Source organism: Segetibacter sp. 3557_3, assembly GCF_004354985.1.
In the GTDB taxonomy this organism is placed as follows: domain Bacteria; phylum Bacteroidota; class Bacteroidia; order Chitinophagales; family Chitinophagaceae; genus Segetibacter.
The window spans coordinates 17240-43345 of record NZ_SMSK01000026.1 but is presented as its reverse complement, the minus strand read 5'-3'; the positions used below and the strand labels follow the sequence as shown (position 1 = coordinate 43345).

The 26106-nt window shown below is 45.3% G+C and carries 26 protein-coding genes; 18 read left to right on the top strand and 8 right to left on the bottom strand.

Annotated elements, in window-relative coordinates:
- Window positions 1–27: 27 nt before the first annotated feature.
- The gene (locus EXU57_RS23665) at window positions 28–243 is read right to left on the bottom strand and encodes a hypothetical protein (protein WP_133270747.1); all 216 of its coding nucleotides are present in this window, start codon (window positions 241–243) and stop codon (window positions 28–30) included.
- A gap of 311 nt (window positions 244–554) precedes the next feature.
- On the opposite strand from EXU57_RS23665, the gene EXU57_RS23660 reads away from it, so the two are divergent.
- The 6 genes from EXU57_RS23660 (at window position 555) to EXU57_RS23635 (ending at window position 5510) form a co-directional block, all read left to right on the top strand.
- Window positions 555–1763, top strand: coding sequence for a DEAD/DEAH box helicase (locus EXU57_RS23660; protein ID WP_133270746.1), 1209 nt, complete (start codon window positions 555–557; stop codon window positions 1761–1763).
- Window positions 1764–1788: 25 nt separating this feature from the next.
- Entirely contained in the window at window positions 1789–2721 is a 933-nt protein-coding gene (locus tag EXU57_RS23655; RefSeq protein WP_133270745.1) for a CPBP family intramembrane glutamic endopeptidase, read from the top strand.
- Entirely contained in the window at window positions 2718–2921 is a 204-nt protein-coding gene (locus tag EXU57_RS23650) for a putative signal transducing protein (RefSeq protein ID WP_133270744.1), read from the top strand. The genes EXU57_RS23655 and EXU57_RS23650 overlap by 4 nt, the downstream gene beginning before the upstream one ends.
- A 190-nt stretch (window positions 2922–3111) precedes the next feature.
- Entirely contained in the window at window positions 3112–3996 is an 885-nt protein-coding gene (locus tag EXU57_RS23645) for a phosphatidate cytidylyltransferase (RefSeq protein WP_133270743.1), read from the top strand.
- A gap of 298 nt (window positions 3997–4294) precedes the next feature.
- Window positions 4295–4951 carry a phosphatidylserine decarboxylase family protein gene (locus EXU57_RS23640; RefSeq protein WP_133270742.1) on the top strand — a complete coding sequence of 219 codons (657 nt, stop codon included), beginning with the start codon at window positions 4295–4297 and terminating at the stop codon, window positions 4949–4951.
- A gap of 310 nt (window positions 4952–5261) precedes the next feature.
- The gene (locus EXU57_RS23635) at window positions 5262–5510 is read left to right on the top strand and encodes a hypothetical protein (RefSeq protein WP_133270741.1); all 249 of its coding nucleotides are present in this window, start codon (window positions 5262–5264) and stop codon (window positions 5508–5510) included.
- A 7-nt stretch (window positions 5511–5517) separates the two neighbouring features.
- Here EXU57_RS23635 and EXU57_RS23630 read toward each other — a convergent pair whose 3' ends face one another.
- Window positions 5518–6213: a YjjG family noncanonical pyrimidine nucleotidase gene (locus EXU57_RS23630; RefSeq protein ID WP_133270740.1), complete on the bottom strand. Its 696-nt coding sequence runs from the start codon at window positions 6211–6213 to the stop codon at window positions 5518–5520.
- 135 nt (window positions 6214–6348) lie between these two features.
- Here EXU57_RS23630 and EXU57_RS23625 point away from each other — a divergent pair, with 135 nt between their 5' ends.
- From EXU57_RS23625 to EXU57_RS23605, 5 genes are all read left to right on the top strand, one after another.
- Entirely contained in the window at window positions 6349–7050 is a 702-nt protein-coding gene (locus EXU57_RS23625; RefSeq protein ID WP_133270739.1) for an SDR family oxidoreductase, read from the top strand.
- Window positions 7051–7124: 74 nt separating this feature from the next.
- Window positions 7125–8156 (top strand): phenylalanine--tRNA ligase subunit alpha, encoded by a 1032-nt coding sequence (gene pheS, locus EXU57_RS23620; RefSeq protein ID WP_133270738.1) that lies wholly within the window; start codon window positions 7125–7127, stop codon window positions 8154–8156.
- 415 nt (window positions 8157–8571) lie between these two features.
- The gene (locus tag EXU57_RS23615) at window positions 8572–9384 is read left to right on the top strand and encodes a fatty acid desaturase (RefSeq protein ID WP_133270737.1); all 813 of its coding nucleotides are present in this window, start codon (window positions 8572–8574) and stop codon (window positions 9382–9384) included.
- 148 nt (window positions 9385–9532) lie between these two features.
- The gene (locus tag EXU57_RS23610) at window positions 9533–10405 is read left to right on the top strand and encodes a 3-hydroxyacyl-CoA dehydrogenase family protein (protein ID WP_133270736.1); all 873 of its coding nucleotides are present in this window, start codon (window positions 9533–9535) and stop codon (window positions 10403–10405) included.
- Window positions 10406–10419: 14 nt separating this feature from the next.
- Window positions 10420–11451: an NAD-dependent epimerase/dehydratase family protein gene (locus EXU57_RS23605; RefSeq protein ID WP_243745702.1), complete on the top strand. Its 1032-nt coding sequence runs from the start codon at window positions 10420–10422 to the stop codon at window positions 11449–11451.
- Here the strand turns inward: EXU57_RS23605 and EXU57_RS23600 are convergent, their stop codons facing one another.
- Window positions 11452–12402 carry a UDP-3-O-(3-hydroxymyristoyl)glucosamine N-acyltransferase gene (locus tag EXU57_RS23600; RefSeq protein ID WP_133270734.1) on the bottom strand — a complete coding sequence of 317 codons (951 nt, stop codon included), beginning with the start codon at window positions 12400–12402 and terminating at the stop codon, window positions 11452–11454. It lies immediately after the preceding gene.
- Window positions 12403–13144: 742 nt separating this feature from the next.
- Here EXU57_RS23600 and EXU57_RS23595 point away from each other — a divergent pair.
- Both EXU57_RS23595 and EXU57_RS23590 read left to right on the top strand, forming a co-directional pair.
- Window positions 13145–13729: a pseudouridine synthase gene (locus tag EXU57_RS23595; RefSeq protein ID WP_133270733.1), complete on the top strand. Its 585-nt coding sequence runs from the start codon at window positions 13145–13147 to the stop codon at window positions 13727–13729.
- 103 nt (window positions 13730–13832) lie between these two features.
- Window positions 13833–14723 (top strand): cupin-like domain-containing protein, encoded by an 891-nt coding sequence (locus EXU57_RS23590; protein ID WP_133270732.1) that lies wholly within the window; start codon window positions 13833–13835, stop codon window positions 14721–14723.
- A gap of 195 nt (window positions 14724–14918) precedes the next feature.
- On the opposite strand, the gene EXU57_RS23585 is transcribed toward EXU57_RS23590, so the two are convergent.
- Both EXU57_RS23585 and EXU57_RS23580 read right to left on the bottom strand, forming a co-directional pair.
- A complete protein-coding gene (locus tag EXU57_RS23585) occupies window positions 14919–15980 on the bottom strand; it encodes a 2-oxoacid:ferredoxin oxidoreductase subunit beta (protein WP_133270731.1) in 1062 nt (353 codons plus the stop codon).
- A 149-nt stretch (window positions 15981–16129) separates the two neighbouring features.
- Window positions 16130–16486, bottom strand: coding sequence for a carboxymuconolactone decarboxylase family protein (locus tag EXU57_RS23580; protein WP_133270730.1), 357 nt, complete (start codon window positions 16484–16486; stop codon window positions 16130–16132).
- Between the two features lie 134 nt (window positions 16487–16620).
- On the opposite strand from EXU57_RS23580, the gene gndA reads away from it, so the two are divergent.
- The 3 genes from gndA (at window position 16621) to pgl (ending at window position 20375) form a co-directional block, all read left to right on the top strand.
- On the top strand, window positions 16621–18045 hold the full coding sequence (gene gndA / locus EXU57_RS23575) for an NADP-dependent phosphogluconate dehydrogenase (RefSeq protein WP_133270729.1): 1425 nt from the start codon (window positions 16621–16623) through the stop codon (window positions 18043–18045).
- A 93-nt stretch (window positions 18046–18138) separates the two neighbouring features.
- Window positions 18139–19665, top strand: a complete 1527-nt coding sequence (zwf, locus tag EXU57_RS23570) for a glucose-6-phosphate dehydrogenase (protein WP_133270728.1) — start codon at window positions 18139–18141, stop codon at window positions 19663–19665.
- Window positions 19662–20375 carry a 6-phosphogluconolactonase gene (gene pgl, locus EXU57_RS23565; protein WP_133270727.1) on the top strand — a complete coding sequence of 238 codons (714 nt, stop codon included), beginning with the start codon at window positions 19662–19664 and terminating at the stop codon, window positions 20373–20375. The genes zwf and pgl overlap by 4 nt, the downstream gene beginning before the upstream one ends.
- A gap of 171 nt (window positions 20376–20546) precedes the next feature.
- On the opposite strand, the gene EXU57_RS23560 is transcribed toward pgl, so the two are convergent.
- The 3 genes from EXU57_RS23560 to EXU57_RS23550 form a co-directional block, all read right to left on the bottom strand.
- The gene (locus EXU57_RS23560) at window positions 20547–21089 is read right to left on the bottom strand and encodes an RNA 2'-phosphotransferase (RefSeq protein WP_133270726.1); all 543 of its coding nucleotides are present in this window, start codon (window positions 21087–21089) and stop codon (window positions 20547–20549) included.
- Between the two features lie 219 nt (window positions 21090–21308).
- Entirely contained in the window at window positions 21309–23102 is a 1794-nt protein-coding gene (locus tag EXU57_RS23555) for an acyl-CoA dehydrogenase family protein (protein ID WP_133270725.1), read from the bottom strand.
- A gap of 74 nt (window positions 23103–23176) precedes the next feature.
- On the bottom strand, window positions 23177–23617 hold the full coding sequence (locus EXU57_RS23550; protein WP_133270724.1) for a MarR family winged helix-turn-helix transcriptional regulator: 441 nt from the start codon (window positions 23615–23617) through the stop codon (window positions 23177–23179).
- Between the two features lie 362 nt (window positions 23618–23979).
- Here EXU57_RS23550 and EXU57_RS23545 point away from each other — a divergent pair, with 362 nt between their 5' ends.
- On the top strand, window positions 23980–24435 hold the full coding sequence (locus EXU57_RS23545) for a MarR family winged helix-turn-helix transcriptional regulator (RefSeq protein ID WP_133270723.1): 456 nt from the start codon (window positions 23980–23982) through the stop codon (window positions 24433–24435).
- A gap of 13 nt (window positions 24436–24448) precedes the next feature.
- Window positions 24449–25951: a glycoside hydrolase family 10 protein gene (locus tag EXU57_RS23540; protein ID WP_243745701.1), complete on the top strand. Its 1503-nt coding sequence runs from the start codon at window positions 24449–24451 to the stop codon at window positions 25949–25951.
- The last annotated feature ends 155 nt before the right edge of the window (window positions 25952–26106 follow it).

Sequence of the window (26106 nt, the reverse complement as noted above, 5' to 3'; positions counted from 1 at the left end):
ATTTAAAGGTTAAGAATAGACTCAACACTACACGGAATGCACAGAGCTGTACAAATTGCCTGATATCAGCCGGTCAATTTCTTCAGGTGTTTCCAGCACTTCGATCCCAAATTTTTCAGTGAAAAACAGTTCAGTTACAACCATTCCGTCCTGTGTCTTCTTTGCATAATAGTACAGGATCTGGTTCGTATTTACATGCACTGTTGTTCCTGAAAGGTTTAGCTTGATGATTGCTGGTTTCATTTTGTTTATTAAACCTAGTAAAACAATCAGGCCAAACAACTCATGGTTCGGGGGTATTAAGTTGCAGACGTATGCTGGATTATACCCGGTTAAAAGCCAGGATGTTAGCCTTGCAAGGTGAAAGCGCCACCCATTTGTAGCAGGAGCCTATAACCCCGAGGAAAAGTTTTGATTAATCTGTTGTTTTTAAACACGGTGGAGCCTGTGTTGTGATTCGTGCTAGCTAAATTTTTGGTTAATAATCCCGCCAAAGTACAATATGCGCACTAATCGGGTTAAATTGCCTTTTTTCATTTAATTATTAAAGAATTTTGAATTTTAAAGATTTTGGTTTCGACGAAAGACTGCTCGAAGGAATAGATGCCACAGGATACGAAACAGCAACGGCTGTACAGGAACAGGTTATTCCATATATACTCGCCGGCAAAGACATCATTGCGTCGGCTCAAACCGGGACCGGTAAAACGGCGGCTTTCCTGTTACCAATTATACATAAGATAATATCTTCTTCAAACGGTCACGACGATCACATCAATGCCCTGATCATTGTTCCCACACGGGAACTGGCCGTACAGATCGCCCAGAACCTCGAAGGCCTTTCTTACTTTACTTCCATTAGTTCCATAGCCGTATATGGTGGTGGCGATGGCGCTTCATTTTCGCAGGAGAAAAACGCGCTATCAAGAGGTGCAGATATCGTAATCTGTACACCGGGAAGAATGATTGGTCACCTTGCGATGGGTTATGTAAAACTTAAACACCTGCAGTACCTCGTGCTCGACGAGGCTGACCGTATGTTGGATATGGGTTTCAACGACGATATCATGAAGATCATATCGTTTTTACCTCCCAAACGGCAGAACCTGTTGTTTTCTGCAACCATGCCCGGTAAGATCAGGGAACTGGCCAGGAGGATCCTGCACAATCCTGAAGAAGTTAATATCTCCATAAGCAAGCCACCCGAAAAAATAGTTCAGCAGGCCTACGTTGTATTTGATGCGCAAAAATCGGCCTTGGTAAAACACCTGCTGCGTTCGAAAGACTTCAAAAGCGTACTCATTTTTTGTTCTAAAAAGAATAATGTTAAAGACCTGAGCCGCGACCTAAAAAGATCGGGTTTCTCAATAGAAGAGATACATTCCGACCTTGAACAGGCGATGCGCGAACAGGTACTTGCGGCATTTATCAATCACCGGGTTAGAATATTGGTGGCAACCGACATTCTCTCGAGGGGTATCGATATCGACAACATCGACCTGGTGATTAACTATGATGTTCCAAACGACGGCGAAGACTACGTCCATCGGATCGGTAGAACCGCACGTGCAGAAACGGACGGCACAGCCTATACACTGATTAACGAAAAGGAGCAGAACAAATTTGCTGCTATCGAAGAGCTGTTGGGAAAGCCTGTAACAAAAACCCCCGTCCCCGAACAATTTGGCGAAACACCGGCTTACCAGCCACGCAGTGGCAGAAGCAGCAATAAAAGATTTCCACAAAAGAGCCGGAGAAACTAAACACCCGGCATTTTATTGAACTGCAATGAACACATACCTTAAGTATAAATCTCCTGGCAACCAGTTTGGTATTTTTATATCGCTTTCCTTAGGTTTTTTACTGCTCACCTCGTACGCTACCATGTTGTTTTTTCCCGACATCGGTGAGATACTGGTAAACAAGAATGCTACCTCCAGCCCGCACCTGATCAGTCGTTTAAAGTGGGCGCAGTTGGTTAGTGCAACACTTTCGTTTGTTGTACCTGCCTTATTGTTTGGCTATTTCTCAAGTCCTAAGCCGCTCCGTTATGTGGGCCTTTACCCGCGCTTTTCAGGTTCACTGATATTGCTTGCTGTTGTATTGCTCATAGCCGTTCAGCCCCTGGCTGGGTGGCTGGGTATGCTTAATTCAAAAGTTCACTTTGGTAGTATACACCAGCAACTTCAACAGGCCGAGGCTACCTACAACCAGTCGATGCAAACGTTTCTTTATATGAAGCAACCATCCGACCTGGTCGTTAACCTGTTTATGATGGCACTGCTTCCTGCGATAGGGGAAGAGTTATTCTTTAGGGGTGCATTGCAAAACGTATTGCTGCGTATGAGCAAAAAGCCCTGGGTGGCTATATTCCTTTCCTCGCTCATCTTTGCGCTGTTACACGGCACCTTTTTCAAGTTCCTGCCCATCTTTGCGCTTGGTGTAATGTTGGGTACTGTTTACTTTGTAACCAGGAACCTTTGGTACACCGTTATCATCCACTTTCTAAACAATGCAATTGCGGTTTTTGCTGTTTATTACCAGCATAAAAGTGTAACCCTGAAACAATTTGCGGATGACAAACTCACGGCTCCATTTTACCTGGTACTGGCCAGCCTGGCCATTACAATTGCCATTATCTACTATATGAAACAAAAAAGCGAAACTGTGCTGCCGGTGCTCATGACCGAAGAAGAACAGGGCGATTTTCATACCATATGAACAATTGGTTTTTACTACATACCACCACGAGCAACGCAGAGGCAAGTATATTAAAGGGTATGCTTGAAGAACATGCAATAAGGGTAATGCTGCTAAACCGTCAAGACAGCAGCTACCTGGTTTTCGGTGAAATTGAAGTTTATGTTCCCACCCATCAAAAAGACGAAGCCCGGGAACTGATGGACCAGGGGCTCACCTGATTGGCTGGCCTCGATAGAGCGTATCCTCCGGTGAGAAACAATCATCCGCTACAAAGGCACCATGAATCTCCTTGTGCTTAACTGTTGTTTTATGGAGGTATCAACATTACCTGATTATTGTAACAGCAACGAATGTAAGCTTTCGCTAACTTCATATTCCTGCCGCTATTTTCCATTATAACAACCCTAAATGGCCTTCAATTTCAAAACGTTCAAAACAAGAGCACTTACCGCAGTTGTTTTTGTTGCTATCATGTTAACGGGTTTGCTTTGGAACCATTGGACGTTTTTCTTGCTGTTTACCATTATCCACTTTGGCTGCTGGTTCGAGTACCAGAAACTCGTTGGTTTAATCGATAAAGAGTACCGCGACATCACCCCGTTTCATAAGTACGGTGTTATGATTGCTGGTTGGGCAATCATGCTTTTTATGACCAACAATGCCTTCCAGGTCGCCAATATTACCCTTCACGAAATAGGCTGGTTTATACTACTTGTATGCGGTGTTGTATTGCCGTTAACTGAAGTCCTGTTTACCAAAAATTTCAACATCCGTTCAATCGGCTACTCCGCATTCGGACTCATTTACCTATCGCTGAGCTGGGCAATGATGATCGGCTTAAGAACACATGGTATGTTGTTTACCGACTCACTCCTATCACTCGACCTGGGTTGGATTATACCGGTACTGCTTATTTCAGCCATTTGGATAAACGATACCATGGCCTATATCGTTGGTTCGTTCATCGGCAAAACACCGCTGTCTGCCATCTCGCCTAAAAAAACCTGGGAAGGTACGATTGGCGGGGCGGTACTCGCAATTGCCACCGTAACCCTTGTTTCGTATTCACTTATCAGCACAGCCGATATCACATCCATCATAATCATTTCCGCTATTGCAGCCGTTATTGGTACCCTTGGCGACCTGCTTGAAAGTAAATTAAAACGTATGGCAGGGGTAAAAGATAGTGGGCAAATTATGCCCGGTCATGGTGGTTTTCTCGACCGGTTCGACAGCCTGGTATTGGCAACCCCGTTTGTTTGGCTGTACATTACGTGGCTTCAAAAGCTTTAGCTATTTGTTTTTTGTTGAGCTAAAACCACTGCCAGCTTAGCCTGTACGAGATTTTGGGGGTGCCCCCTGCTATCGCGAACGCCGGCGATAGCAGGGGTCGGGCTTTCCTTTCCAAGTCCTCGTCCCACCCCCCAAAACACAGGGGCGGGCCTGCGGGCTTTCCAATGCAATCCCTCACCCGGGTTCCGACAATCGGGCCTGCCCGTGCACCGAGGGCCCAAACACGGCAGCACGATGCCCTTGTACAAGAGCGGAATAATGGACGTTCTCTGTTATATTTGCAGCATAAATTCATTGAATGACCATTCATAAAGAAGGATATAAAAGTATCGGTATTGCTGCGCTGATTTTTGGTATCATCAACATTGCCTCGTTTATCTTTTTAAGTGCACAATACCCCATTATTGCAGGCATCATCTTCTGGAGCAGTTTGCTTTTATTCCTTTTTATCGTATCGTTTTTTAGAATTCCTTATCGCAATATGATCAGCGGCGAACAACAGGTTATATGCCCTGCTGATGGAAAGGTGGTTGTTATCGAAGAGATAACAGATGAGGAATATTTTAAAGACCGGCGTATACAGGTAAGTATATTTATGAGTCCCGCAAACGTGCACGTAAATCGTAACCCGGTTAGCGGTGAGGTTGTTTACAGCAAATACCACAAAGGCAAGTACCTGGTGGCATGGCACCCTAAATCTTCTACAGAAAACGAGCGGCATAGTGTAGTAATTGAAAATGAAAAAGGCAGCGTATTGGTAAAACAAATTGCCGGCGCACTTGCCAAACGAATTGTAAACTATCTTTCTGCAGGCCAGGCGGTAGAGCAGGGCGCAGAAATGGGTTTTATTAAATTCGGTAGCAGGGTTGATGTATTGTTACCGCCTGGCACCAAGGTGGAAGTGTCGCTAAACCAAAAGGTAAAAGGTGGGGTAACCGTTCTTGCAAGATTTTAGTAATCGACAATGCTATTTCCCATCTTCAATCATATTGCAGAATCCTTTCTGCACGCCTTTATACCACATACAATTAAGTTCCCTGGCAGATTATCCTTGATGCAATCAACATTGGCAATGGACTGTTCAATAAAGTGATTCAGTTGAAGAGTGCGACGCAACCGGAGAAACATCATGGAACAAAGGCCGGCTCCATAAAAACCATACAAGTTGAAGGAGCGAACAGCGTGTAGTGAAGCCAATTGCTGGTATTAACTGGTATAGAAAATACAGGTACACCGGCTGCAGTTACAAAGCACAACCATTTAAGATGACGGACACTTTTGAGATACCGGTAATTTATAATAATGCCGAGCTCCTGCTAAAGGCGCAGCTGGTAAAAGCCGGTTATACGTATAAGTTCAACGTAGAGGTAGAGGACACGAATATCATGTTTGAGCCGGATGAAGAAAACAACTACCGTGCAGTGGTTGAGCCGGAAAAGCTGGCCGACCTTAAACATGTAAATACGGGTTTGTTACAGGCTATTGCGGGCACGCTTGGCGAATTGGTTAAGTAGTCGGGCCTTATAATATTTGCTCCAGTTCGCGTAAATGGTAGATCGTATGGGTTGGCTTTATGGTTGTTTCTTCCCTGATGTGGTTCACAAATATGGCGTCCATGCCGGCATTAAGCGCCCCGGAAATATCTGCATCCAGGTTGTCACCCAACATTACACTTTCTTTAAGGCTGGCCCCGGTTTGCAGCATTGCAAAATTAAAAATTTCTTTTTTTGGCTTCAGGCTGTTTGCTAGTTCAGAGGTGATAACTGCTTTAAAATAGTGGCCGATATTAGCGGTCCTTAATTTGCTCCATTGTATTTTTTCGAAGCCATTTGTAATCAGGTGAAGCTGGTAGCCCTTTCCCGTAAGGTATTCAAGTATCTCAATAGTATGCGGAAAGAGCTCTTTTTTGCCTGGTAAGATTTCGAGGAAGTCGGCACTGAGTTGTTTAGCAAGCTTTTCGTCGCCGAGCTTAAATTCAAGGAGTGCGTGCCACATCCGCTTCCACTTTAATTCTTCCTGCCTGATGAACCCATGATGGTAACGATCCCATAATCGTTTGTTATGGTAAGAATAAGCTGAAAAAAATTCGTCGAATTGCGGGGTTACTGTTTCATGAAGCCGGTGTGTATCGAACAATTCCCTCAACGTACTTTTTGCATTGGTTTCAAAATCCCATAAGGTATGATCGAGATCGAAAAACAGGTGTTGGTAGCGCATGGATAAAATTACAAAAGTAAGCGTGCAAAGTTCGGGCCTGCGGACTCCTGCGTGCTGCCACCCACGCCATTAGTTAATCAGGCACATTGCCCGAAGCGTTAAAATTGTTCTTACTTCGCGTACACAACAGATAATATGAACGTAATTGTTACTGGTGCCTCAAAAGGAATAGGACGGGCGGTTGCTGAGCGGTTTGCTGCCGCCGGTGCAAACCTCGTGGTATGTTCGCGCAGCGAAACAGGCTTGTACGGGATGATGGATGAGTTGCAGACGAAATACCCGGATTGTACCGTACGGGCAAAGGCAGCAGATTTAAGCCAGCCTGAAGACGTTGCAGCATTTGGTAAATGGATATTGGAAAAGGACCTTGTTCCAGACATACTTGTAAACAACGCAGGACAGTTTTTGCCGGGAAGCATCCATAACGAACCGGCCGGTACACTTGAACAAATGATTGCTGTTAACCTGTACAGTGCTTACCACCTTACCCGTTTGCTGCTGCCGCGAATGATGGAAGCAAAAACCGGTCACATCTTCAACATGTGTTCGATTGCCTCTTTGAATGCTTATGCAAACGGCGGCGCTTACAGCATCAGCAAATTTGCGTTGCTGGGTTTTTCTAAAAACCTCCGGGAAGAGATGAAGCCGTACAACATCAAAGTCACAGCCGTCTTACCTGGCGCAACAATGACGGCAAGCTGGGAAGGATCGGGCATCGATCCGCAAAGAATAATGGATCCGAAAGATGTTGCTGAAATGATTTATGTCGCCTCACAACTGTCGCCAAGGGCAGTTGTTGAGGATATTGTTTTACGCCCGCAGCTGGGTGACCTTTAACCTTCCTCAGGTTTGAAAGATGCACTAAGTTGCGATGGCAACCCGGGTATTTTTAACTTCATTATCTTCGTGGAATGGAAGAACTGCTGCAAAAAATTGAAGGTTATAAACAGGAAATCGAAGCCGCAAAGGTTACCAATGCCGATGAATTAGAAGCCTTTCGCATCAGGTATCTTGGAACAAAAGGTCTTGTGAAATCGGTAATGGCTGAGATGAAAAATGTTCCCGCAGATAAGCGCAAGGAATTTGGTCTCCTGTTAAACGATTTCAAACAATTTGCAGAAGATAAATTAGAAGGCCTTAAAATGGCGGCAAATAGCAGCACACATGCTGCAAGCCCTGAGCAGGACTGGTCACTTCCCGGTGATCCCCTTATTGTAGGAACCCGTCACCCGCTTAGCATTGTGCGAAACCAGATTGTTTCAATTTTCAAGCGTTTGGGATTTGCTGTTGCTGAAGGTCCTGAAATTGAGGACGACTGGCACAACTTTACGGCCTTAAACCTTCCTGAAAATCATCCTGCCCGCGATATGCAGGATACCTTTTACCTGAACCAAAATCCAGACTACCTCCTGCGCACACATACCAGCAGCGTACAGGCAAGGGTGATGGAAAAACAACGTCCACCTATTCGTATCATCTGCCCGGGTCGGGTATATCGCAATGAAACCATTAGCGCACGGGCACATTGCTTTTTTCACCAGGTTGAAGGCCTCTACGTAGATGATGCGGTTAGCTTTGCCGACCTGAAACAAACACTTTACTTTTTCGTAAAAGAAATGTTTGGTGCCGATGCCAAAATCCGTTTCCGGCCCAGTTACTTCCCTTTTACTGAGCCCAGCGCTGAGATGGATATCAGCTGTACGGTTTGCGGCGGCAAGGGCTGCAGCTTGTGCAAGCACACGGGATGGGTAGAAATTCTGGGTTGTGGAATGGTTCACCCAAAAATGTTGGAAAATTTCAAAATCGATCCCGAGTCCTTCACAGGTTTTGCATTTGGAATGGGCATTGAACGGATCTGCCAGCTTAAATACCGGATCAACGATCTTCGACTTTACTCACAAAACGATGTGCGCTTTCTGCGCCAGTTTACGGGGGCTGTTTAATTTTCATCAACACACTGCAGAACCGTTTGCGCCTGGTGTTCAGCAACGTTTGACCAATTAGAATTTTGTTGATCATGTAATCAGCTGGAAAGTAGGCGGACGTAGTCGCAACCGGCTTAATTGTGCCTGTAACCTCTCCGTTAGTTTTAAAAAGCTGTTAAATTAGGCGTGTTTTAACTGCATACAGCGATGAAATTTTAACGTCAATCGCGTTAACACATAGGTATTCAGGTATGTGCATTTCTTCTTCATAACCAATGGTATCCGGCATATCTCATGATCGGTGTTCCAGATCTGTTTGTTGGTAAGAAGGATTTTATCAATAACCAGGCAAGCAATCAACGCCGCGGCACGAAAGTGGTGTAATGGTATAAGCTGTATCTTTCACCTTTTAATTCCACTTCAACATTTGCGCATGGCAGTTATTCTCACCTTTTTCTTTACCCATTGGTTTCTTTCTTTGTTTTTTCACTCCTTTTTTCTTCATCGTTACGCTTCCCACCAGATGTATAATGTTACACCGGGATGGGAAAGGGTTTTCTATTTCAGCACATGGTTTGTGCAAGGTTCGTCGTTCCTGGTGCCCCGTGCATATGCAGTAATGCATCGCATGCACCATACTTATAGCGATACGGAGATGGATCCCCATTCACCACACTTCTTCAAGGACGTTTATCATATGATGATGCATACTGCGGCTATTTATCGCAGGTTTCTTACCGGCCAGGACCTTCCCGATCCTCAGTTCACACGGGAATACCTTCCGATTTGGAAAAGTCTTGATCGGTTCGGTAGCAATAATATCGTTCGTGTAACTTTCATGATCGCTTATACTGCTATTTATTTTTACTTTGCTCCAAGTTATTGGTGGTTCCTGTTATTGCCAATTCACTTCCTGATGGGCCCGATCCAGGGAGCAATCGTAAACTGGTTTGGCCACAAGCTTGGTTATAGCAATTACAACAATGGCGATCATTCCCGTAATACTACGCCATGGGGTGTTTTGCTTATGGGAGAGTTATTCCAGAACAATCACCACCACGCAAAGTCAAATCCAAACTTCGCCCGCAAATGGTACGAATTCGATACCACCTACCTGGTGATGAAAGGCATGCATTTCTTTGGTATCATCAAGCTTAAACCGCTCGAAGTGCAACACAGCCATGAAGCGCATGGCACTGAAAGAGTGGTTCAACACGAACGTCGCAAGCAGATGTTACAGCAATAAGCAACATGGTGAACATCTGTTTTAATTGAACAATGTTTGCTTCCTGATACTTACTCGATAAAAGGGTTCTGCAATGCGGAACCCTTTTTACGTTAGCCCAATTATCGTGGTGCTTTAATTACAACAGCCTAATTTTACAGGGATCGCAATGGCGATACTACCAGGCAATATGATCGAAAGCATTTGTATATGCGGTGCAGGAACAATGGGCAGCGGGATAGCGCAGGTATGTGCCGTAGCGGGCTTTAATACGGTGCTATTTGATGTTAATGCAGCAATGCTCCAGCGGAGCGAGCATAGCATCAGGGCTGGCCTGGATGTACTCGCAGGCAAAGGAAAGGTTACGGTTGATGAAGTAGCTCGCATCCTCTCCCGGCTGCGTTTTACCCCGGATATCACCGAGTGCCGGGCTGATGTGGTGATTGAAGCAATTATTGAGAACGAGGACGAAAAAGTAAGTTTGTTTAACACGCTTGCCGGACTTAATCCACCTGAAACGATTTTTGCAACAAACACATCTTCTATTCCGGTAAGTGCCATTGGTGCAAGGCTCTCTAACCCTTCAAGGCTCGTGGGAATGCACTTCTTTAATCCAGCCCCGATACTCAGGTTGGTAGAAGTGGTGAAGGGCACCGACACAGCAGAAGCGGTTGTAAACAGCATTTATGATCTCGCAATCAGGCTTGGTAAAACACCTGTTATTTGCAACGATAGTCCCGGCTTTATCGTTAACAGGGTAGCACGGCCTTACTACCTGGAGGCCCTGAAAATAGTAGCATCGGGCATTGCTACACCCGCTTTGGTCGATCAGGTTATGGAAGCAACAGGTTTTAAGATGGGTCCATTCAGGTTGATGGATTTAATCGGGATGGACGTCAACTACCAGGTAAGCACATTGGTATGGGATAAACTGGGCAGGCCACCCCGGCTTGCACCATCAGATCTTCAGAAGCAGGTTCTTGAATCAGGAAAGCTTGGCCGTAAATCGGGCGAGGGCTTTTACATCTACAATAAATCATAAAGTAAATACCCGTTTTGACAGAGACACTAAGCCAGCAAACATCTAACGGTAAGGGAGCAATCCTGGTAACCGGGGGTACTGGATTGGTGGGTTCACACCTCATTAAAGCCCTACTCCGGCAGGGCGAAAAGGTGAAGGCTTTGTACCGCAATAATGTTCCGGAAAATAGCTATGGCGAAGGGGTGCAATGGGTTAAGGGTGACATTCTCGACATCATCTCACTTGAAGAAGCGCTAACGGATGTTCGCCAGGTATACCACTGCGCAGCTATTATCTCCTATAATCCGGCAAAGGTCAGGGACATGTTTCGGGTAAACATAGAAGGGACTGCCAATGTAGTAAATGCTTGCCTGGCCAGCGATGTAGAGCATCTTTGCTTTGTAAGTTCAGTTGCAGCGCTAGGTCGCAACAAGGTTGGCCAGCCTGTAACAGAAGAGATGTACTGGTCAGAAGAAACAAACAACAGCAACTACGGCAAAAGTAAATACCTGGCGGAAATGGAAGTATGGCGAGGGGTGGGCGAGGGCCTGCGCGCAGTAGTGGTAAATCCATCCATTATCCTTGGTGCCGGCGACTGGACAAAAGGTTCATCTGGCATATTTAAATCGGCTTATAACGAATTTCCCTGGTATACTGAAGGTGTAACGGGCTTTGTGGATGTTGAAGATGTGGTGAAGATTATGACTGAACTGGTGGGTCTTGGCCTAAGTGGCGAACGATTCATCATCAGCAGTGAAAACGTACCTTTCAAAGATGTATTTACAGCGATGGCAAAGTCGTTTGGAAAAAGACCGCCACACAAAAAAGTTAATCCACTAATTGCCGGGATTGTGTGGCGCGTGGAAAAGATTAAATCATTGATCAACCACACCGATCCGCTGCTGACAAAAGAAACTGCCACCAGCGCACAGGCTGTTGTGCGATATGATAATTCAAAGCTCTTTAAGTTTCTCCCCGGGTTTAAGTATCGGCCGGTTGAGCAAACAATCGCACGGGTTTGTGCTGAATTATCAGAGGGTATCAAATCAGGTGCAAGAACGATATAGTTACTTTGTGTCCATCACTTTCTTCCACAGCTCTGGTATACGTTTCACCCATACCAGTTCCCTTTTTTTCGTGAGCGCATCATCCGAAGGTGATCCCCATATAACCTTGCCTGGTGCAACGTCAACACCCACTCCGCTTTGTGCAAGCACAACAGCATTTGCACCTATGGTAAGCGTTTTACTCACGCCAACCTGGCCCCAAAGCACAACACCATCTTCAATGGTTGTTCCTCCTGCAATGGCAACCTGTGCTGCAAACAAGCAGTTTTTACCAACTACTACATCGTGTGCAATATGAACCATATTATCCAACCGCGAGCCCTTGCCGATTCTTGTTTCTGAAGTTACACCGCGGTCGATGTTGCAACCTGCCCCAATTTCAACATCATCTTCAATTACGACATTGCCACAGCTGAGCATTTTTTTATACCATAACTCACGGTTCTTTTTGGTATTGTAATAAAATGCATCACTACCGATTACGGTTCCTGCCTGGATGATAACGTTGTCGCCAATTACGGAATAGTCCAGTATCGAAACATTTGGATGAATGATCGAATTACGGCCGATCGTTACGTGATGGCCAATAAAAACGTTCGGCATGATTACCGTTCCTTCTCCAATTACTGCACTATCACTGATAGATTTATCAGCAGGCTGGAAGGGTCTGAAGTGCCTGACTATTTTCAGGTATGCTTCAAAGGGTTCCTTAACAACCAACAACGCTTTTCCTTGCGGTACCTCAACATCCCGGGAATCGATGATGATGAAATTTGCAGCACTGTTCAAGCATTTGTTGTAATACTTCGGGTGGTCAACGAAAACGAGATCACCCGCCTCAACACGATGGATCTCGTTGATCCCTGTTGCCTGCATATCCTTATCGCCCATGATCTCTGCCTCAAGAAGTTCAGCCAGCCAATCTAAAGTAACAGGTGCAGGAAATTTCATAACTGAAGTGTTTTGTCAAAGGTAGTGTTTGACCATAAAACCACCGCTCTCATGTAATTCTATTGTGGTTTAGAAAGTTGGTCAGCGCAAAGTGAAAAGCAAACGCTATCTCAGGCGTTTGTCCCTCCGATAGCAGTGACTACTCTTACTGCCCCGCAGTTGTAGGCAAGCATCAGAAAAATACTTGCTTGTCATTAGCATAATTCGTTACAACCTTTTCGCATCTTAACACGATTCGCAGCTTTAAGATGAAGCAAGGTATCCCGGTCTTTATGTGCTTAAATTTAAAGGCTGATGAAGCAACGGGAATGAAGTTTTGCATAGCAACTTTGCTGATACATTTTGCCGCTACAACTTTCTTGTGTTGCCGATGCAAACAATGGTTACGCGCAACCCGCACATTAGAATCAACCAGTGTGGCATCGCTCATTAGCAAACACGATCCGTAGCAACACGTTAGCACCTGCGCGCTGAAAGCCTTTGTACATGCGGGTTTCAGAAGGGAGTTAATGTTGAGCCAGGTGTTAACCGGGAGATCATGGATATGCACGTTACCCTGATTGAAGCCGGAGTAGATGCTTCTTATTCACAAATCGATTTGAAATTGTGTATAAAATATTGTAAGAAAATTTTTGTGTTAGCGGAAACAATTTTTAATATTGTGTAGGGAATATTATTTCCCACTACTTACTAACCCATCCATATATCAAAGCCCGGTAATTTGCCGGGCTTTTTTATTGCTATGCAACGCTACTTTGCCATCTACAAACCCTACCTGGTACTCTCCCAATTTACAAGTACAGAAGGAAAAAAAACACTTGCCGATTACTTCGACCTTCCTGCTGATGTTTATCCTGTTGGTCGCTTAGACCATGATAGCGAAGGCTTACTGTTGCTTACAAACGATGCCCAGGTAAACCAACGATTATTGAATCCGAAACATAAACATGAACGTGAATATTGGGTTCAGGTTGACGGCCTGGTTACAACTGATGCTGTGAGACAACTTCAAAACGGGGTGGTCATTAATATAGATGGTAAGCCATACAAAACGGCGAAGGCTAAAGTCGAAATCTTTCCGGCTTCTCCTGATGTAAGCGAACGTGTGCCGCCGATCCGGTTCAGAAAAAGTATTCCTACATCGTGGCTGAAAATCGTCTTGACCGAAGGAAAGAACAGGCAGGTAAGAAGGATGACTGCACACGTTGGTTTTCCTACCCTTCGCCTCATACGTTATCGTATAGAGCAGCTGACACTTAACGGGATGCAGCCCGGGGATTTGATACCAATGAATAAAGCTGTATTTTATGCTTTGTTGAAACTTTGAATCGATTAGTAAGCTGGAATATTAAGCAGTGTGCGAGGCCGATAAACTTCGGTAAGCAAAAGGCAATCAACCTAATTTTGAGCTCTTAAAACATCGCGCTTTTATGACTCTTGAAGAAATAGATGTGGTAGACAACATCAGCGCAAAAGCGTTTAGGTTGGAGTACTACAACCCCAAGCGCCCGCTGATCATTAAAGACCTTGCTAAGCAGTGGGACGCACTTGAAAAATGGAACTGGGATTACTTTAAAAAATTGATCGGCGACAAAAAAGTTGCCTTATACAATAACATTAAAAGTGACGCCTATACCCCCATCAACACTGCCGACGATTATAAAACTTTTGGTGAGTACATCGACATGATCAGTTCGGGTCCGGCAGGCTGGCGAATTTTTCTCTTCAACATCTTTGAACATGCACCCGAATTAACGCGTGACTTCAGCTGGCCCGACCACCTGATGAAGGGCTTTGTTAAACGATATCCGATGTTGTTTACAGGAGGTGCAACAAGCATCACGCATATGCATTTTGATATCGACCTTTCACATATCCTGCATACCCAGTTTGTTGGTCGGAAAAGGGTGTTGCTTTTCCCATACGAAGAACAATATAAACTCTATCGGAAGCCATTCGAAGTATTAAGCCTGGCAGATTTTTCCGGTTACTATAAAGGTGGAAAAACACCTGACTATAGCGCCTTCCCGGCATTGAAACTCGCTAAGGGTTACGAGGTGATTCTTGAACACGGCGATACCTTGTTTATGCCTGCAGGCTACTGGCACCATATGGAGTACCTGGACAGCGGCTTTGCAATGAGCTTAAGGGCGCTACAGTCGTCGGTCGGTGGCAAACTCCACGGCGCATGGAACTTGTTTGGTATGCGAAACATTGATACCGTTATGAAGAAAACCCTGACCAAACCATGGTACGACTGGAAGAAGAAGAGATTGTATGAACTTGCAGACAAGGCCTTACTTGAACGAAGCGGTTTTTGATTGGCTGTTGATCCACGGTTTGCAAACGATACCCGGTTGCCATCAACTGGGTTTATCGATAGGTGATTGTACTTGTCGCCAAGGTTTCAGGTTATCAACTCACGCTTAGCATTCTGATATGGTGGTTCAACACTTTGCAAATAAGCAATAAAAAAGCCCCGGTTTTTGCCGGGGCTTTTACATGTATTAACAAACTTAGGACATGATCTCCCAAACTTCTCTGCCCCTTAATAATTTATCAAGATCACCTTCTCCTTTTAACGCTATTGTTTCTTCAATCTGCATTTGCATCAGGTCCTCATAGCAGTCGCGGTGGTTTTCGTAGAACACACCAAACGGGCGCGGGAAGTGTGCCTGCCCCTGTAAAGGATCATCAAACATTCTAACCAGGGTTTGCGCTTTGTAAAAGTCGTTTTCATCATGTATCCACAGATCGCTGGCACTATACTCACTACCAAGTTCAACTATCACCGGGCGGAGACCGTCGATGCGTATGCCCTTATTTTGAGCAGCACCAAAGATCAACGGTTTGCCGTGTTCAAGGAACAGCGTTTCTTCGGGCTTTGAGGATTTCTCCGTAAAGATTTCGAATGCCCCATCGTTGAAAATGTTACAGTTCTGGTAGATCTCCAACAAAGATGTGCCCTTGTGTTTATGACTACGCGATAACATAGCCTGAAGATGTTTAGGATCACGATCCATGCTCCGGGCCACAAATGTAGCATCGGCACCCATTGCCAGTGCAAGCGGGTTATATGGATGATCAAGGCTACCATAAGGTGTGCTCTTGGTTACCTTGTTGCGTTCACTGGTCGGGGAATACTGCCCTTTTGTTAAACCGTAGATCTGGTTGTTAAACAGTAATACGTTTACATCAAAGTTTCTGCGTAACAGGTGCATGGTGTGGTTGCCCCCAATGCTCAGGCTGTCGCCGTCACCTGTCACAATCCAAACACTGAGTTCCGGCCGGCTTGCCTTCAAACCACTTGCAATAGCGGTTGCCCTGCCATGTATGCTATGCATACCATATGTATTCATGTAATATGGAAAACGGCTGCTGCAACCAATACCGCTGATGATCACGATATTCTCTTTCGGTACACCAATCCCCGGCATAATCTTCTGAACCTGTGCAAGGATTGAATAATCACCACAACCCGGGCACCATCTTACTTCCTGATCGGTAGCAAAATCCTTTGCGGTAAGCAGTGCTGGTGCAGTAGGAGTGGGTACCAGTTGTTCTGTTATAGTAGACATTAATAGTAGAATTTAAAAACCAAAGGTCACTAAATTAAACAAAATCGTTCTTATTTTAATAAGAGTTTAAGAGAAAGGTGCCGCATTTGTACCGGCAAGGGATTTAGGAGAATCAAAGCCCGGCTAAAGTGTTGACAAAGTACTCAAAGCTAATCTGTTGAGCTGCTACCTTGTAGTTCTTCCCAATATTCTGCTGCTCTACGGGTATGCGGTATTACGATTGTTCCGCCCACGATGTTCGCAACCGCAAAGATTTCGTACATCTGTTCAGTTGTTACGCCAAGCTCGTGGCTTTTGCCCAGGTGATATTTGATGCAGTCGTCGCAACGCAAAACCATGCTCGCAACCAAACCCAGCATTTCCTTTGTTTTCTTATCAATGGCACCTTCGTCGTAAGTATTGGTATCCAGGTTCCACAGCCGCTTCATCACCAGGTTGTTTTTGCTTAAGATCACCTCGTTCATTTTCTCCCGGTATTCATTGAATTCATTTACTAGTGCTGACATATGATTAAAGTTTTGGCAAAGGTAGGGTAGTGGTTGTTTGCACCCGTAAGCACGGTACCTGCACTACGGGTAAACAATTTATTGGGACTGCTGTTGAGGGTTTCTGTAATTTTAGTCGAAACAAGACCTAAACAATGGAAACTGCACAATTCGATTTTGGCATCATTGGCGTTGGCGTAATGGGAAGTAACCTGTTACTGAACTTAGCAGATCATGGGTTCAAAGTTCTTGGGTACGATAAAAACAAAGAAAAGACCCACCTCCTCGAGCAATCTGCACGCCCGGGAACAACCATCAAAGGAGTAAACACTATCCCCGAAATGATGGACCTTTTGGCGAAACCCCGGAAGATCATGTTTCTCGTTCCGGCAGGTAAGATTGTTGACGATGTAATTAACGACCTGCTGCCGTTTGTTGATGATGGTGATATACTTGTTGATGGGGGCAATTCTCACTATACCGATACCTTAAGAAGGATTACTTACCTGCAGGATAAAAAGATACATTTTGTAGGTGCCGGAATCTCAGGTGGAGAGGAAGGTGCACGTACGGGTCCAAGCATAATGCCTGGAGGCGACGAAGAGGCCTATCGAAGACTCGAGCCGTTATTCGTTTCTGTAGCTGCTTCTGTCGACAATGTGCCTTGTGTAGCATACCTGGGTAAAGACGCAGCAGGCCATTATGTAAAGATGGTACATAACGGAATTGAGTATGCGATCATGCAACTCATTAGCGAAGTGTATGACTTACTAAAAAACGTTGGGGGCTTATCAAACAGTGAACTTGCACAGGTGTTTGCCGATTGGAACCAGGGAGAACTTCAGTCGTTCCTGGTGGAAATTACGGCGCACATCTTTAAGGAAGCCGATGACAAAACATCCGGAAGTCTGGTTGACATGATCCTCGACAAGGCAGGTGCAAAAGGAACAGGTAAATGGACCTCGCAGGACGCGCTGGATATTTCTGTACCTATACCCTGCATTGATGCGGCAGTAACAATGCGAAACATTTCCTCCCTGAAAGACCAGCGTGTAAAAGCATCAGCATTATACCCCATTGAACGGCAAACGCAGGACGTGAATAAAGCGGAATTGATAAAAGAGCTACACGATGCCCTGCTTTTTGCTGTGATCGCAAGTTATGCGCAGGGACTAAATATGCTTAGCGTTGCATCAGTTCACCTCAACATGCAAATAGACATGCTGAGGGTTATCAATGTGTGGAAAGGCGGATGTATCATCCGGTCATCGTTGTTAAAAGTTTTTGAGCTTGCTTACTCGAGTGATCCAAACCTGCAAAACCTGTTTTTACACCCCGACATAGCCGAGATTATCTTAAGAACCCAGGGCAGTGTTCGAACCGCCGTTTCAAAAGGCATTCAAGCAGGTTTACCCATGGGTGCTATGACATCTGGCTTGTACTACTTCGATGCCTTTAGGGCAGAACGTTTACCGGTAAACCTTGTACAGGCACAACGCGACTTTTTTGGTGCGCATACCTATGAGCGAATTGATCAACCCGGGGTATTTCATACCGAGTGGAACGTGGTAAAACCTTAAACAATTATTTTCTGGCACAGGTTTGCAGTTGAGCTCTTAGCTTATACAAGGGCTTTCTGCAGAACCAGAGACCCCAACTTTTAAAAACTACTAATGAAAAATAGTAAGCCGTTAGCATCAACGATCTTATTCATCTTCGGTGGCAGTGGCGACCTCAACCAACGCAAGTTATCACCAGCGCTGTTTAATCTTTTTCTCGACGGTCTTATGCCGGAGAACTTTAGCATCGTGGGCCAGGGGCGGACCAAGTACACAGACCAGACCTTTAGAAAATACCTTTACGACGGCATTCACGCTTACTCGCGAAGAAAAGACGAAAACGGCGACTGGGCAGAATTCTCAAAGCAGATCAGTTACCTTCCGGGTAAGCTGGACGACGAAAAAGTATTTAAGAAGATAGGTCAGATAGTCAAAGAAAAGACGGACGAATTTGGGCAGGATCCAATTGTTATTTTCTATATGGCAGTAGCGCCACAGCTGGTGCCCGATATTGCTTCAAAGTTGAAAGAGCTGGATTTTTGTGCTAACACCAAAGCTACGCGGATTGTAGTGGAAAAACCTTTTGGCCACGATCTTAAGAGCGCGCATGAACTGAATACCTTGTTGAGTTCGATGTTTAAGGAAGAACAGATTTTCAGGATCGATCATTACCTCGGTAAGGAAACGGTTCAAAATATTCTTGTGATGCGGTTTGCAAACGCTTTGTTTGAACCCATCTGGAACAGGAACTACATCGAACACGTACAGATCACCGTTGCCGAAACGGTTGGTGTAGAGTCGAGGGGAAACTATTACGAGACATCCGGCGCGTTAAGGGATATGGTACAAAACCACATCCTCCAGCTATTGTGCATGATTGCAATGGAGGCACCTGTATCGTTTAATTCAAACGAAATCCGGAACAAAAAAGTTGATGTACTCAATGCGCTTCGTCGAATAAATAAAGAAGATGTTGCAAGTGTAGCTGTTCGCGGCCAATACAATAGTGGGTGGATCCAGGGAACGGAAGTGAAGGCTTATCGCGAAGAAGAAAAAGTTGAGGAGCAGTCGAAGGTTGAGACATTCGCTGCAGTAAAGTTTTTTATCGATAACTGGCGCTGGCAGGGTGTTCCTTTTTATGTTCGCACGGGTAAGCGTATGCATGAAAAAACATCACTGATTACAATACAATTCAGACCGGCCCCGAATTATTCGTTTCCCGAAGAAGCTACACATACCTGGCGGCCAAACAGGTTAACCATCAGCATACAACCCGAGATGGATATTCGTTTGCGATTCCAGTCGAAGCGTCCGGGGCCGGAGATGTCGCTTCACCCCGTTGATATGATCTTCAATTATAAAGAAGAGTATGGCGGAGCCGAACCGGAAGCCTATGAAACACTTCTGCGCGACGTTATGGAGGGCGATGCTACCCTGTTTATGCGCGCCGACCAGGTTGAGGCCGCATGGCGGGTAGTTACACCTATTATGGAGGCCTGGGAGAAACGTGAACCTGTGGACTTTCCAAATTACCAGCCGGGTTCATGGGGTCCTGAAGATGCAGAAGCGCTTATTGCACGTGATGGTCACAACTGGATCAACATCAATTCAGCAAAAGATACAAAAGAACAAAAGTCATGATGAAACTACACGTTTATCCTTCTGTGGCCGAAGTAGTAGCGACGCTTGCCGACTGGATATCCGACTATATTACGGACACGCTGCAAAAACAGGAGCGATTTACTTTTTGTCTCGCTGGCGGATCAACACCAAAGGACCTATACCATATACTTGCAATGCGTTATAGCGATAGCATAGAATGGGAAAGGGTTCACTTCTTTTGGGGCGATGAGCGATATGTGCCATACCATGATGAGCGGAACAATGCACGTCTGGCCATCGACGCATTTTTATGTCATACCGATGTTCCGGATAGCCAGGTACACCGGATGAACACCGGGGTTGATGAAAATACTGCTGTGGACGAATACCAGAAGATCCTGGAAACCTATTTTAAAGAGTCGCAACATTCATTTGACCTGATCTTGCTGGGGCTCGGCAACGATGGACATACCCTTTCCCTTTTTCCGACGAACAACAATGAGTTCTCAACATGGACCGCTTCGGTCCGGGGACCCGAAACCTTAAGGTTAACGCTTACCCCGGAAATCGTAAACCGGTCGAAGCAGGTGGTGTTCCTGGTTGCAGGAGATGAGAAGGCAGAGAAAGTAGCAGCCGTAATCAACGGCCCTGCGGACCCTGTTCGCTTACCCGCACAATTGATTAAGCCTGCGAATGGTGATGTACACTGGTTCCTTGATGCAGCAGCGGCAAAGGATTACAGGGGCTAGTTCGTCGTGGAACCCATAAGCCTTAAGATATTGCTGAACCCCTCACCAGGAATGATGGGATTCATACAGGATTGCGTTGCAGGCAACAGTTAATTCGTGTACGGATTTATATGGGGTTAGCTGGGCATTGGAGGGGCACAATGTTTTATTACGGAATTCCATGCTCCATGCTCAAGCGAGCCTTACATATTCTCGGGGCACATGATCAGTTAGCCACACCCCGTTTTCGGATAAGAAAAACGTATAACCGTTGGCGTGCATGGCAGCCGAGTCAATAATGAGTACAACAGGTTTTCCCCGCCGTGAACCAACCTGCACAGCAGTGTTGGTATCGGCGCTCAGGTGTACATGATTTCTGCTTCGCTTCATCAAGCCATTTTGCAGGATGGATGCAACAAACTGTTGTGCGGTTCCATGGTAAAGCTCTGCGGTTGGAACTTCCGGTTCCAGGTTTAAGGACACGTTAACCGAATGCCCCTGGCTGGCACGAATAAGTGTTTGATCCTCGTTAAAGGCAAACCGTTGTTTGTTATTGGTGTGCACTACATTTTCGAGCGTAGCCAAATTAATCGGGGTGCCAATAGTGTTGATTGCTGCGATAAGCTCGTGAACAGGTGTCCAGCCGTTTTCGTCCAACTGTATACCGATATAACCGGGTTGGTGACGGAGCACAAGGCTTAACAATTTGCTGAGTTGTACCACATTTTTGCTCATAAATTATTGCTCCTGTTTGCTTGTAAACGCCTGGGTTAATAATGCTAATCTTTTTGGACAGTACAAAGCTTAATTTTTAATTGCCCATAGTCATCATTCAGGTCAATCATCAACAACAATCACACTACGATTACATATGAAAACTACAGCTGCAAAAGTTTGTAATATGGGCAAAAAAAAGCCCCGCTAAAAGCGAGGCCCGGGAACCTTATGGTTCTTCTATAGGGGATATTTTCCGTCGGCGATATACTTTGCAGCAATTCTCCGGCGCGCGTCTTTAACGTTAAAAGGTTCAGTTTTCGTAAAGCGTTTTAAGCCAAGCAGCATCATCCGCTGTTCGTCACCCTCCGCAAACGCGTTGATGGCATCTTTACCATTTTTATTGATCCGGTCAGCAGCATCAGCGATATAGGTTTTAACCATATCGTGCTCAACAGGTACCGAAGCTTGGCCATTTCTTTCCACCAGTTTGATCAACCTGAGCAATCCACTTTCTGCATTAAAGGTTTCAATCGCCATATCGGCAATATTCATGAGTACCTCTTGCTCGTGCTCAAGCTTAATCATAAACTTTTGAACCGCAGCTCCGGCAGTCATTAGTATGGCTTTTTTAAAGTTTGCAATGGCCTTTAGTTCCTTTGCAAAAGGTGCCTCATCGTCGCTGTTGAAATCAGGAATGCTCATCAATTCCTTTTGAACGCTCATTGCGGGTCCCATCAGGTCGAGCCTGCCCTTCATTGCACGTTTCAGCATCATGTCGACTGTGAGCAACCTGTTGATTTCGTTTGTGCCTTCGTAAATACGGTTGATCCTGCTATCGCGGTAGGCTTTCGAGATGATGTATTCGTCGCTGTAACCATTACCGCCATGTATTTGCACACCTTCATCTACCACATAATCCAATACCTCGCTGCCGTAAACCTTTAGCATGGCACATTCAATTGCAAACTCTTCCGCGGCTCCAAGCAACGCTTCAGTAACTGGTTTGCCGCTGTTTGCCAGCTCGGTCTCTTTATCATCGATCCATTTTCCGGTACGGTATAAGGCACTTTCGCAAATCCAGATGCGAATTGCCATCTCAGCGAGTTTATATTGTATCGCGCCGAAGTTGCTGATGGGTTGTTTAAACTGTTCGCGTGTGAGTGCATACTCCAGAGAAGTGTTTAGTGCTCTTTTGCTGCCGCCCAATGCTGCCGCACAAAGTTTTAACCTGCCGATATTCAGTATGTTGAAAGCGATGATATGACCCTTACCTACTTCGCCAAGTACGTTTTCAACCGGTACTTTACAATCCTGGAAGTACAACTGCACGGTAGAAGAGCCTTTAATACCCATCTTATGCTCTTCCTCGCCATGAGTAAAGCCTTCGAAACCTTTTTCAACGATGAAGCAGGTAAACTTGTCGCCGTCAATTTTTGCAAATACCGTAAAAACGTCGGCAAACCCACCATTTGTGATCCAGCACTTCTGGCCATTTAAAAGATAATATTTGCCGTCATCGCTCAACCGCGCAGTCGTTTTTGCGCTAAGTGCATCGCTTCCGCTGTTTGGCTCGGTAAGTCCATAGGAGCCTTTCCACTCGCCGGTAGCGAGTTTAGTTACGTATTGCTGCTTTTGCGCCTCAGTGCCAAAGTAAAGGATTGGTAAAGTGCCGATACCGGTATGCGCTGATACAGCTACAGAAAATGAAAATCCCCCGCCAAGACCTTCGTTAACCAGTGTACTGGTAATGAAATCCTTGCCCAGGCCGCCAAGCTCTTCGGGTACCGAAACACCCAGCAGACCCTGCTCGCCAGCCTTTGCAACCAGCGACGACATCAACCCGGGTTCCATTTTATCAATCTGGTTAACTACAGGCATTACTTCGCTATCCAAAAAACCACGGCACATATCTTTAACCATCTGCTGCTCTTCATTAAAATCTTCCGGAATGAAAGTTTCAAATGGAGAGAGATCCTTTACCAGCCATTCACCACCTTTTACGCTTTGTGTATTTAGTGTTGTCGTATTCATATGATTGGGTTTGAGGTTTAATTGATGAGGTGACTAAAGCAGTATATACTGGTGGTAAAGGTGCTCAGCAAGATTTACTTGAGGTTTTCATATACCTGGGCCAATACCGCTTTACACATGTCGACGTGTTCTTTACTAACGCCATCCAGCGCTTCATTTAGGGTTTGGTTTGCCATATCCATCGTTTGCTCCTGTAGTTGTATGGCTTCGTCGGTAAGTTTAACGAGGTTTATTCGCCTGTCGTTTTTTGATGGGAAACGCTTTACCAGCTTTAGTTTTTCGAGGTTATCTAAAAGCCGGGTTATGCTGGGCTTGTCGCGAAAACTGCGATTGCACAACTCCTGTTGACTTAGCCCATCCTCTTTCCACAAATGGTAAAGAACGCTCCATTGTTCGATGGTAATTTCTAATCCTGCCTGTTTGAAGTTCCGTTGTAATCTCCTCGCTACTGCTGTTGAAGCCATGCCCGTTATAAAACTGTATAGCTCGCCTTTCTTAAATTGGTTGTTTGGCATATAGTTAGTTAAACAACTATTCAAAGATAGTTTCTTTAGTGGTAATGTTTAAGTTTTGCAAAATTTTAGTGTTCTTTTAATATGCCCGTCAATATACATTAATTATGCTTTTATGCTGGGTGGCAAACTGGTCTTTTTCACCTGTCGGCGTATGAAAAAAGGAACCGACAGGAGTTGCGCCTCCTTGTATTTGATGCCGGAGCGTGCAAGCAAGTGTAACACTGCAGCTTCAGCCTGGGCCAGAAATTTTTCAACCAGACGACATTAGATTAGGATGGATCAATGAAGGAACACGCATAATACTATGGTTTAAAAAAGGCGTCGCTCATGAGCAGGAACCATATTTTTGCATAAACGGGCCAATGAAGATTGAACAAGAAATACAGCAGGAAACTTTCCGGAACGAATACCAGAAGGTCACGATCAATCTTTTGTTTTCCTCCAATTGGGTACTGGAGCAAATAAGACTCCTGCTCGAAAAAGAAGACATTACACCGCAACAGTACAATATTTTGCGGATCGTAAAAGGGAGCTCCCAACCATTATCAACGCTCCAGATACGCGAACGCATGATCGACAAAATGAGCGATACCAGCCGGATTGTTGAACGACTGATGAAAAAAGGGTTACTGAATAAAATTACTTGTTCGCACGATAAGCGCCTGGTAGAAATTTCTTTAACCGGTAAAGGAATGGAACTGCTGGAGCGGCTCACGGTTAACAATACACAATTAGACGCCATCACAGGCAACCTTAGCCCTGAAGAGGCTAAAACATTGAACAGCCTGCTTGACAAAATGAGGGGAGGCGATCGCTAAAAAGACAAGAAGAATGAACATTACGGGGACTAACATCAAAGGCGTTTTTACACTATTATTTCTGCTGGGGTTTTTCATGATGGCCAAATCCCAGGTGCCACCACAATACGAATTCCGGGCAGTTTGGGTGGCAACAGTAGAAAATATTGATTGGCCAAGTAAAAGAGGGCTCCCCACTGAAGACCAGAAATCCGAGTTCATCAAATTACTCGACCTGCACCAGCGGAACGGGATGAACGCGATCCTGATGCAAGTCAGGCCTTCCACCGACGCTTTTTATCCTTCGGCTTTTGAACCCTGGAGTGAATATCTTACCGGTAAACAGGGCCTTGCACCATCACCTTATTACGATCCGTTACAGTTTATGATCGAAGAGACGCATAAACGTGGTATGGAGTTTCACGCCTGGTTAAACCCATACCGGGCTGTGTTTAACGTAAACAAATCGTCGGTAGCACACAACCACGTCACCCGGCTAAATCCCCAGTGGTTTTTGAACTATGGCACAATAAAAATTTTTAACCCGGGTATGCCGGAGGTACGTGAATACGTAAATGGGGTGATCAAAGACGTAGTATCAAGATATGATCTCGATGGCATACACTTCGATGACTACTTTTATCCTTACCCGATTGCCGGTAAAACCATCCCCGATGAAGCCACTTACCAGAAATATGGAGTGGGCATGACCCGCAACGACTGGCGGCGAAGTAATGTTGACTCCATCATCAGGATGGTACACGAAACCATTCAGACCGCAAATTCGCGGATCAAATTTGGGATCTCGCCCTTTGGTGTCTGGCGAAACAAAAGCAAGGACCCGGCTGGTAGTTCAACCAGGGCTGGGCTTACCAACTACGACGACCTTTATGCGGACATACTGCTGTGGATGAAAAACGGGTGGATCGACTACGTTGCTCCTCAATTATACTGGGAGATCGGGCACCCTTTATGCGATTACAATGTATTGCTCGATTGGTGGTCTGGCAATAGCTTTGGAAAGCAGGTTTTCGTGGGCCATGGAATCTACCGCGGCTACGAACAGAAAAGCGGTGGCTGGAGAAGACCCTCTGAAATTCCAAACCAGATCAAGGAACTTCGCGAACGACCCCAGATACAGGGTAGCGTATATTTTAGCAGCAAGTCATTTGCCAGAAACCCTTACGGTTGGAACGACAGCCTTCGAAACAATTACTACCGGCTGCCGGCGCTGGTACCACCTATGCCCTGGATCGATAGCATTGCACCGATCGTTCCGCTGATCGAAAAAATCAGGGGCAGCAAGCAGCAACGCATAATGTACCGGGGAGCTGAGCCAATCAAGGGTTTCGCTTTGTATACGGTATCACCCGGCAAGGCAGTTGCCCGTGAAAATGCCACACTGGTAAAGCTGTATGTTGCCGAAAAGTTTGTGGATGTAGACCTTGAGGAACTGCAGATTCCAAAAATTGAAAAGCTGTTTATTGCCGCCGTCGACAGGAATAATAACGTGAGTGAATGGGTTTCGCTGCGCTAAACCTTTATAGCGGTAGGATGTTGTAAGCAAACCAGGTTGCGGTATCTGGTTTGACGCCGCACGTAAAAGTGAATAATTTTATCACTGCAAATCAGGTGATCCCTAATGATCAATAGCTTTGCAGCAACTATTGTATAACCATCAAACATTTGCAT

Excerpts from the sequence above, each read along its gene's own strand:
- EXU57_RS23550 (WP_133270724.1), bottom strand. The coding sequence starts at position 23,617 with ATGCCAAACAACCAATTTAAGAAAGGCGAGCTATACAGTTTTATAACG.
- gndA (WP_133270729.1), top strand. The coding sequence starts at position 16,621 with ATGGAAACTGCACAATTCGATTTTGGCATCATTGGCGTTGGCGTAATG.
- EXU57_RS23540 (WP_243745701.1), top strand. The coding sequence starts at position 24,449 with ATGAACATTACGGGGACTAACATCAAAGGCGTTTTTACACTATTATTT.
- EXU57_RS23610 (WP_133270736.1), top strand. The coding sequence starts at position 9,533 with ATGGCGATACTACCAGGCAATATGATCGAAAGCATTTGTATATGCGGT.
- EXU57_RS23555 (WP_133270725.1), bottom strand. The coding sequence starts at position 23,102 with ATGAATACGACAACACTAAATACACAAAGCGTAAAAGGTGGTGAATGG.
- EXU57_RS23545 (WP_133270723.1), top strand. The coding sequence starts at position 23,980 with ATGAAGATTGAACAAGAAATACAGCAGGAAACTTTCCGGAACGAATAC.
- zwf (WP_133270728.1), top strand. The coding sequence starts at position 18,139 with ATGAAAAATAGTAAGCCGTTAGCATCAACGATCTTATTCATCTTCGGT.
- EXU57_RS23645 (WP_133270743.1), top strand. The coding sequence starts at position 3,112 with ATGGCCTTCAATTTCAAAACGTTCAAAACAAGAGCACTTACCGCAGTT.
- EXU57_RS23640 (WP_133270742.1), top strand. The coding sequence starts at position 4,295 with ATGACCATTCATAAAGAAGGATATAAAAGTATCGGTATTGCTGCGCTG.
- EXU57_RS23655 (WP_133270745.1), top strand. The coding sequence starts at position 1,789 with ATGAACACATACCTTAAGTATAAATCTCCTGGCAACCAGTTTGGTATT.
- EXU57_RS23630 (WP_133270740.1), bottom strand. The coding sequence starts at position 6,213 with ATGCGCTACCAACACCTGTTTTTCGATCTCGATCATACCTTATGGGAT.
- EXU57_RS23590 (WP_133270732.1), top strand. The coding sequence starts at position 13,833 with ATGACTCTTGAAGAAATAGATGTGGTAGACAACATCAGCGCAAAAGCG.
- EXU57_RS23585 (WP_133270731.1), bottom strand. The coding sequence starts at position 15,980 with ATGTCTACTATAACAGAACAACTGGTACCCACTCCTACTGCACCAGCA.
- EXU57_RS23615 (WP_133270737.1), top strand. The coding sequence starts at position 8,572 with ATGGCAGTTATTCTCACCTTTTTCTTTACCCATTGGTTTCTTTCTTTG.
- EXU57_RS23665 (WP_133270747.1), bottom strand. The coding sequence starts at position 243 with ATGAAACCAGCAATCATCAAGCTAAACCTTTCAGGAACAACAGTGCAT.
- EXU57_RS23600 (WP_133270734.1), bottom strand. The coding sequence starts at position 12,402 with ATGAAATTTCCTGCACCTGTTACTTTAGATTGGCTGGCTGAACTTCTT.
- EXU57_RS23650 (WP_133270744.1), top strand. The coding sequence starts at position 2,718 with ATGAACAATTGGTTTTTACTACATACCACCACGAGCAACGCAGAGGCA.
- EXU57_RS23625 (WP_133270739.1), top strand. The coding sequence starts at position 6,349 with ATGAACGTAATTGTTACTGGTGCCTCAAAAGGAATAGGACGGGCGGTT.
- EXU57_RS23580 (WP_133270730.1), bottom strand. The coding sequence starts at position 16,486 with ATGTCAGCACTAGTAAATGAATTCAATGAATACCGGGAGAAAATGAAC.
- EXU57_RS23560 (WP_133270726.1), bottom strand. The coding sequence starts at position 21,089 with ATGAGCAAAAATGTGGTACAACTCAGCAAATTGTTAAGCCTTGTGCTC.
- EXU57_RS23635 (WP_133270741.1), top strand. The coding sequence starts at position 5,262 with ATGACGGACACTTTTGAGATACCGGTAATTTATAATAATGCCGAGCTC.
- pheS (WP_133270738.1), top strand. The coding sequence starts at position 7,125 with ATGGAAGAACTGCTGCAAAAAATTGAAGGTTATAAACAGGAAATCGAA.
- EXU57_RS23595 (WP_133270733.1), top strand. The coding sequence starts at position 13,145 with ATGCAACGCTACTTTGCCATCTACAAACCCTACCTGGTACTCTCCCAA.
- pgl (WP_133270727.1), top strand. The coding sequence starts at position 19,662 with ATGATGAAACTACACGTTTATCCTTCTGTGGCCGAAGTAGTAGCGACG.